At 63.7% G+C, this 2,967-nt stretch carries 4 protein-coding genes; 1 reads left to right on the top strand and 3 read right to left on the bottom strand.

Going from position 1 to position 2,967, the window contains the following annotated elements; translation table 11 throughout:
• Positions 1–311 precede the first annotated feature (311 nt).
• From purU to FVW20_RS11245, 3 genes are all read right to left on the bottom strand, one after another.
• Positions 312–1,166, bottom strand: a complete 855-nt coding sequence (purU, locus tag FVW20_RS11255; protein ID WP_196609656.1) for a formyltetrahydrofolate deformylase — start codon at positions 1,164–1,166, stop codon at positions 312–314.
• A 200-nt stretch (positions 1,167–1,366) separates the two neighbouring features.
• Positions 1,367–1,771 carry a hypothetical protein gene (locus tag FVW20_RS11250; RefSeq protein ID WP_196609655.1) on the bottom strand — a complete coding sequence of 135 codons (405 nt, stop codon included), beginning with the start codon at positions 1,769–1,771 and terminating at the stop codon, positions 1,367–1,369.
• Between the two features lie 181 nt (positions 1,772–1,952).
• Positions 1,953–2,183 carry a hypothetical protein gene (locus tag FVW20_RS11245; RefSeq protein WP_196609654.1) on the bottom strand — a complete coding sequence of 77 codons (231 nt, stop codon included), beginning with the start codon at positions 2,181–2,183 and terminating at the stop codon, positions 1,953–1,955.
• A 511-nt stretch (positions 2,184–2,694) separates the two neighbouring features.
• Between FVW20_RS11245 and FVW20_RS11240 the strand changes: the two genes are divergently transcribed.
• Positions 2,695–2,967 (top strand): hypothetical protein (locus FVW20_RS11240; protein ID WP_231039052.1); only part of this gene is annotated, 273 nt, incomplete at its 3' end.

Genomic DNA, 2,967 nt, shown 5'->3' with positions numbered 1-2,967 from the left:
CGGCACAAGGCCGTGCGGGGCGCGGGCGCGGGCTGCCTCCGGCGGTCGGAGGGGCGGCCCGGCAGGGCGACGAAGAGTGCGCGCCGTGCGTCCGGTGGGGACTCTAGCGCAGGCCCTTTGCAGCTTCAAGACAAAACACGGACGTTGCGAGACGGCGTGCGCTGGCGCCCCGACGCAAGGGGCGGACAAACGGAAGCCGGACACGCGTTCACGCGAGCCGGAAATGGGAACGGAAGGACGAACGACAAGGCGCCCGGAGGCGGAGGCTTCCGGGCGTCTTGCGTGCAGGGGGGATCCGGAAACGGTTCGCCCTAGCGAAATACCACGGTCTTGCTGCCGTTAAGCAGCACCCGGTGCTCGATGTGAAAGCGCACCGCCCGCGCCAGGGCCAGGCATTCCACGTCGCGGCCCACGGCCACCAGGTCGTCTGGCATGTGCGAATGGTCCACCCGCGCCACTTCCTGTTCGATGATCGGGCCTTCGTCCAGGTTTTCGGTTACGTAGTGGGCAGTGGCGCCGATCAGCTTCACCCCGCGCGCAAAGGCCTGGTGATAGGGCGAGGCCCCCTTGAAGCTGGGCAGGAAGGAGTGGTGGATGTTGATCACCCGGCCCTTGAACCGGGCGCAGAATTCCGGCGAAAGGATTTGCATGTACCGGGCCAGCACCACAAGGTCGATGGATTGTTCCTCGATGATCCTGGCGATGCGCCCTTCCTGTTCTGCCTTGTTTTCCTTGGAAATGGGCAGGTAGTGGAAGGGGATGTCGTGCATCTCGGCGATGCGCTGGAAGTCCTGGTGGTTGGAGACTATGGCCGGGATGGTGGCGTTCAGCGCGCCCGTCTCGCAGCGGAACATGATGTCGTTCAGGCAGTGCCCGAAGCGCGAAACCAGCACCAGGATGCGCGCGGTGCTGCCCGCGTCGATCAGTTGCCATTCCATGTCGAAAGTGGCGGCCACGCCTGCGAACAGCCGCTCCAGTTCCGGACGGCCGGGCCCGTCGTCGGGCATTTCGAAATGGATGCGCAGGAAGAAGCGCTTGCTTTCGCGGTCGCCAAACTGGGCGCTGTCCAGAATATTGCAGCGCTGCACGGCGAGAAAGGTGGAAACCGTGGCCACGATGCCGATGCGGTCGGGGCAGGAGATGGTCAGGATGTACGGAGAGGCCATGCGTGGTCCTTGTGCGACGTGGCCCGGCGGGCGGGCGCGATGCGGGTTGGTCTCCTGCGGCTGGGGTGGCTGGTCATGCGGTGTGATGGGTTGCCTTACGACAGAACCGCGCGCGCTTCAACAGGATTGAAGGGGCGCGCCCGGCTGCGCTGAAGTGGCGCGGCAGTGGCGGGACAGGGAAGGGAGGCAGGTCGGCAAGCCTACAGGCAGGTGCCGATGCCATCCATGTAGAAGCGGGTGACCTGGGGCAGGCTGGCCCGGTCGTCTACGCGGCGGCGGGCCCAGCGGCGGCGGAACATGCGCGCCGCCTTGCGGAACCGGCCCGATTCGAAGCCCAGCATGTTCAGCGCCATCAGTGCGTCGTCGATGGTCAGGCGCCCCTTTTCGATGAAGGCGTCCAGTTGGCGGCACACGGCGTAGAAGCACTGCACCCGTCGCGAGGGCGAGAAGAACCCGATGGAGGGCATGCGCGCACGCAGGGCGTCCACGGCCTCGCGCAGGGCGTCGAAGTCGTCGATGCAGCGGATGGCCTCGTGCATGGGCATGCACTTGCGGTTCAGGAATTCCGCGAATTCATTCAGGGTGCTGAAGCGGCGGCGGGACATATGGCGCACCTCCCGACCGGTGACGGCCTGCGATGGTGGACGAGAATGTACCATTGTGCGCCATTTGCCGACAAAGGACAAGCGCATGCCGTCCTCCGGGCGCACACCGCGCCCGGAGGGACGGTCAGGGCAGATGAAAGCGGAAGGGGCCGGGCAACACATCCGGCCCCGGCTTCCGGCTCTAGTACTTGTTGGCCTTCTTGGGCGCCTTGGCGACCTTGACCTGCTTCTTGGCGGCAGTTTGCTTGGTGTTCTTCTTTTTCACGGCCACCTTCTTGTTGGCCTTCTTCTTCTGCACCTGCTGGGCTTCGATGGTCTGCGGCTTTTTCACCGGGGCGGCTTGGCCGACGGCGGGCAGGGCCAGAAACGATACGCACAGGGCGGCGAGAAGGGCTTTGGTCAGGGTTTTCATGCTATGCAGCCTCCTGCAAGGGATTGTTTGCGCCTTCTCTGCGCTCATTGCTGTAAAAGTCAACCTGAAAGTATCAATATCTTGTCAGGTTGAGGATGTGCGCGGAAAAATGGTAATGATCTCGTAATAAAAGATGATATGAGATATGGAATGCGTATAGTGTATGGTGCTGCACGGTTAAAATTTCTTTCCTGATTTCAAAATAATATGTGTAGAAATTTGCACTTGTCTTGCATTGCATGATGCAAGGCGTGCAGTATGGCGCGTGTTGCACAAGAGTAGGCGCTGGAACTGTTGTTGCGCTGCGGCGTGGAGCCACGCCGTGCATGCCGCCATGCGGAGAGGGCCTTCGGATATTTCCGACCGTGCGGCGCAGCACTCCACGCGGCTTGTTGTGGCGTGTACGTTGCCATCACGGGCGCTTTTCCATAGCCTGACTGCGCACGGGTGCCCGCACGCGGCGTGTCCGCCCGCGTATTGTCCTTGCAGCCACCCGAACCCCCACGGAATCATGATCGCATCCTTTTCATCCGACGCCCGGGCACATTCCCACGTTGCTCCCGCCATCCATCCGCTTGTCCACCTGCTGGCCACCGGTACGGCATTGCCGGGCACGCCCGGCGTTCCCCGGCTTCCGGTGGATGCCGAGCTGCCTCACCTGCTCGGGGCGCTGGCCGATGGCATGCGCGCGGTGTTGCAGGCCCCGCCGGGTGCAGGCAAGACCACCCGCGTTCCGCTGGCCCTGCTGGCGGCTCCGTGGCTGGGCGGGCGCAAGGTGGTGCTG

Origin of the sequence: Nitratidesulfovibrio oxamicus (genome assembly GCF_015731765.1) — a bacterium.
GTDB lineage: Bacteria > Desulfobacterota > Desulfovibrionia > Desulfovibrionales > Desulfovibrionaceae > Cupidesulfovibrio > Cupidesulfovibrio oxamicus.
The sequence above is the reverse complement of the archived record's forward strand: the minus strand, read 5'-3'. Positions and strand labels throughout refer to the sequence as shown.